This window comes from Desulfatibacillum alkenivorans DSM 16219, assembly GCF_900142135.1.
GTDB classification, from domain to species: domain Bacteria; phylum Desulfobacterota; class Desulfobacteria; order Desulfobacterales; family Desulfatibacillaceae; genus Desulfatibacillum; species Desulfatibacillum alkenivorans.
Window position 1 is genome coordinate 1 of sequence record NZ_FQZU01000085.1, and the last position, 2,808, is coordinate 2,808.

General features: G+C 51.6%; 2 protein-coding genes. One reads left to right on the forward strand and one right to left on the reverse strand.

What is annotated here, in order from left to right; all coding sequences use genetic code 11:
* Positions 1-401 precede the first annotated feature (401 nt).
* The gene (locus BUE18_RS27060) at positions 402-1,214 is read right to left on the reverse strand and encodes an alpha/beta fold hydrolase (protein ID WP_083611320.1); all 813 of its coding nucleotides are present in this window, start codon (positions 1,212-1,214) and stop codon (positions 402-404) included.
* 269 nt (positions 1,215-1,483) lie between these two features.
* Between BUE18_RS27060 and BUE18_RS27065 the strand changes: the two genes are divergently transcribed.
* Positions 1,484-2,704: a zinc-dependent alcohol dehydrogenase gene (locus BUE18_RS27065; protein ID WP_073479228.1), complete on the forward strand. Its 1,221-nt coding sequence runs from the start codon at positions 1,484-1,486 to the stop codon at positions 2,702-2,704.
* Positions 2,705-2,808: the final 104 nt, after the last annotated feature.

Sequence of the window (2,808 nt, forward strand, 5' to 3'; positions counted from 1 at the left end):
CGGCCTAAAAAATGGCAAATTGATATCTGCTTGATTTTATGGGAATTACAAAAAGTCAAAATCACCCTTGACAGGAGACATTATAGGATGTCCCCAAGAATGGGGAAACCCTGGCCCTACGAGAAACGAAACAACGCAGACAGGCACGGGGGCCTGTCCCTACAAGGTTGATGAAGCGGCGCCCCTACAGAACGCTGGGACCTCGCAACTAGGTTATCTCCCTGCGCGGAGCGCCATTTTAAAAAGTTTTGCCCCGCTTATTCAAAAGCGACCCGCCGGAGGCATGCTTTTGGGCAGTTCGCCGCCGGAGGCGCGCTTTTCCGCTTTTCAGTCTTTTCGCTTTTCGGCAGTTGGCCGCCGGAACGTATTACAACGGACGCCCCCAACTTCTTAGTCCTGTTTTATTTACCATTGTTTTTTACAAAATTGTGCATCAGTTCAGGCCATTTTTTAAAATCGGAGTATCCATTGGCAATCACGAGTTCTGAATCAGGCAGCAGCCGGTGAAGTTCTTCTGCTGTTTCCACCGGATGTGTGGGGTCTCCAATCCATCCAAGGACCAAGCAGGGGGCCTGGATATTTTCAATCGTCTCCCGGGAAGGAAAATCGGTCAGGGCCGCGCCCTTGAACAAGTTGTAAAGGGTTTTTCTTTTCAAGGATTTCATGCCATCGAGTGCGCCTTCAACCTTGCCCTCTTCGGCGTCGATCAGCCATTGGGGAAGCAGCCTGGACAGTTTGTTACGCATCATCCGGGCCAACATCCTTCCGCCGAACAGCCAACCCATGGTTGCCATTTTATTGTATAGTTTACCTTGTTCCGCCCGGGTTTCCCAGGCAGTAGGCGGATTGACCAGAATCAGGCCTTTTATTTTTTCCGGTGCAATGCAGGCGGAATAAATCGCCGTGGCGCAGCCCATGGACTGGCCGCCGGCAATGACGCTGGTTTCCCCATAGCTTTCGGCCACGGCCAGCATGTCTTTTGCCAGTTGCTTCCAGTGATAGTCTTCAGGAAAAAACGTGGGCTGGGTTTCCCCGTGTCCCCTGGCATCATACCGGATCAACCGGTTTGTCTCAGGGAATTCCTCCCATTGGAACAGATCAATAAGATCCTCGCTTTTCATGCTGCCCATGAGTCCATGCCCCCAGATGAAAGCCGGTCCTTCGCCGGTGCAACGTGTATTGAAGCGGATGCTGTTTATAGGTTTGACTGGCATGATCAACCCTTTCGCTGTTCGAGTTTTATGGTTCACTATCCGATTGTTTTGTACAGATTTCCGGTGGGTTTTTCAAGGCCAAGGCATAATGCGAACCTTTATTCATAAAAAATTCTAAATAGCTATTAAAAAAGAAAATTTCTCTTTACAAAATATGAACTATAGTTCATATAATTACGCAAGTGTAAAGAGGCCGGGTCGCGGACCAGGCTTAACTCTGTTTCTGCCATGGCAGAGCAGGATATACAAAACAGCGCGTGGAGATCGCCATGAAAGCATTGCAGTTCAATGTAACTCCCCCCGGATTTATTGCAGCCAAGGCAATCAGCCTCATTTTCGGAAACAAAGTTTATCTTAAGGGGCCGTTTAAAACCGTCCGGCTTGTGGAGATTCCCGAACCAGCCGTTCCCTCCGGACAGTGGGTCAAGCTGAAAACCATCTTCTGCGGTTTTTGCGGCAGCGATCTGAATCTCATGATGCTCCATGACTCCCCTACTGCGTCGCCCTTTTCCTCTTTTCCCTGCATTATCGGACATGAGGTGGTTGGCAGGATCGTTGAAAAAGGCCCGGAGGCGACCCAATTTAAATTAGGGGATGTGGTTACGGTAAACCCGGGCCTTGGATGCACGGTTCGGAACCTGTCTCCCCAATGCGCCGTCTGTGCGGCAGGCCGTTCCCTAAATTGCGAAAACTCCGCCGAAGGCGATTTGCCGCCCGGCATGTTCACAGGGCTTAATTCAGGGGTTACCGGGGGATTTGCCCCTTTTATCTGCGCCCATGAAAGTCAGCTTTTCAAGGTCCCGGACTCTCTTGGCATGGAGGCTGCGGCCATGACCGAACCCCTTGCCGTGGCGCTGCAGACCGTGTTTGACAATATGCCCGAACCTTCTGACAAAATTCTTGTGATCGGCGGAGGGGTCATCGGCAACCTGGTGATCCAGGTGGTCCGCACGCTTTGTCCTGACGCCGGCATCGCCCTGATAGAGCCTGCGGCCCATGCCGCAGCTCTGGCCCAGGATTTGGGACAGGCTGATATTATTCCTTTCAAGGAAGCATACCGGACTGCAGCCGAACTCACCGGCGCCGCCATGTACCAGCCCCAGCTGGGCCAGCCGGTTTTCATGGGAGGATTTGACCGGATTTACGATACCGTTGGGAATTCAGCCACCCTGAACATGGGCCTGAGAATCCTTGGACCCTTTGGAACACTGAGCCTTGTGGGCATCGGCAGCGACGTTAAACTGGATCTGACCCCTTTATGGCTCAAGCTCCAGAACATCAAGGGGGTCTACGGTTACGGCCGGGTGACTTACCAGGGCGAAACCCGCCATGTATTTGATCTGGCTATGGAGTTCATGAATGAAGGGAAAATCCTGACAGCCCCCCTTGTGACCCACACATTCAGGCTGGAAGATTATATGGAGATGATTGAGGTGAACTTGAATAAAGCCCGGCAGGGGGCCGTAAAGACCCTGGTTCGGTTTGATTAACCCATTTCAGGGGACGTCTCTCAAAAACTCAATAACTTTCTTTCTTGCTCGGTACTTCTGGAAAAACAACAAATGGCTTTTTCGGTCAGGGCTTTCGTCCGCCA

What these genes read in the sequence shown, in the direction of transcription:
- BUE18_RS27065 (WP_073479228.1), top strand. Translation starts at nt 1,484, where the DNA reads ATGAAAGCATTGCAGTTCAATGTAACTCCCCCCGGATTTATTGCAGCC.
- BUE18_RS27060 (WP_083611320.1), bottom strand. Translation starts at nt 1,214, where the DNA reads ATGCCAGTCAAACCTATAAACAGCATCCGCTTCAATACACGTTGCACC.